Source organism: Cupriavidus sp. SIMBA_020 (genome assembly GCF_046535395.1).
In the GTDB taxonomy this organism is placed as follows: domain Bacteria; phylum Pseudomonadota; class Gammaproteobacteria; order Burkholderiales; family Burkholderiaceae; genus Cupriavidus; species Cupriavidus campinensis.
The window spans coordinates 1-238 of the sequence record NZ_JAWRWU010001585.1 but is presented as its reverse complement, the minus strand read 5'-3'; the positions used below and the strand labels follow the sequence as shown (position 1 = coordinate 238).

At 59.7% G+C, this 238-nt stretch carries 1 protein-coding gene; it reads right to left on the bottom strand.

Annotated elements, in window-relative coordinates; all coding sequences use genetic code 11:
* On the bottom strand, nt 1–238 hold a 238-nt coding region (locus tag SB751_RS34955), incomplete at both ends, for a TolC family protein (RefSeq protein ID WP_410749608.1).

The window sequence follows — 238 nt, the reverse complement described above, 5'->3', positions numbered from 1 at the left end:
CCCCGCGTAGATCGGTTTCAAAGGCCAGCACCTGAAAATTGCTCGATCGTCCTGCCTGCAGTTTCTGGCGTTCGATCTCGAGCTTCTTGCGTGAAAGATCGCGAACGCGTCCCGCGATTTCGTACTGGCGCCATCGAGAGGCCAGTTCCCGCACCGCGTTATTCACGTCCAGCGCCAACTGCTGTTCGGCGTCTTCGAGCAGCAGCGCCTGGTTGTCCGCGTCGGCTTTTGCATGGAC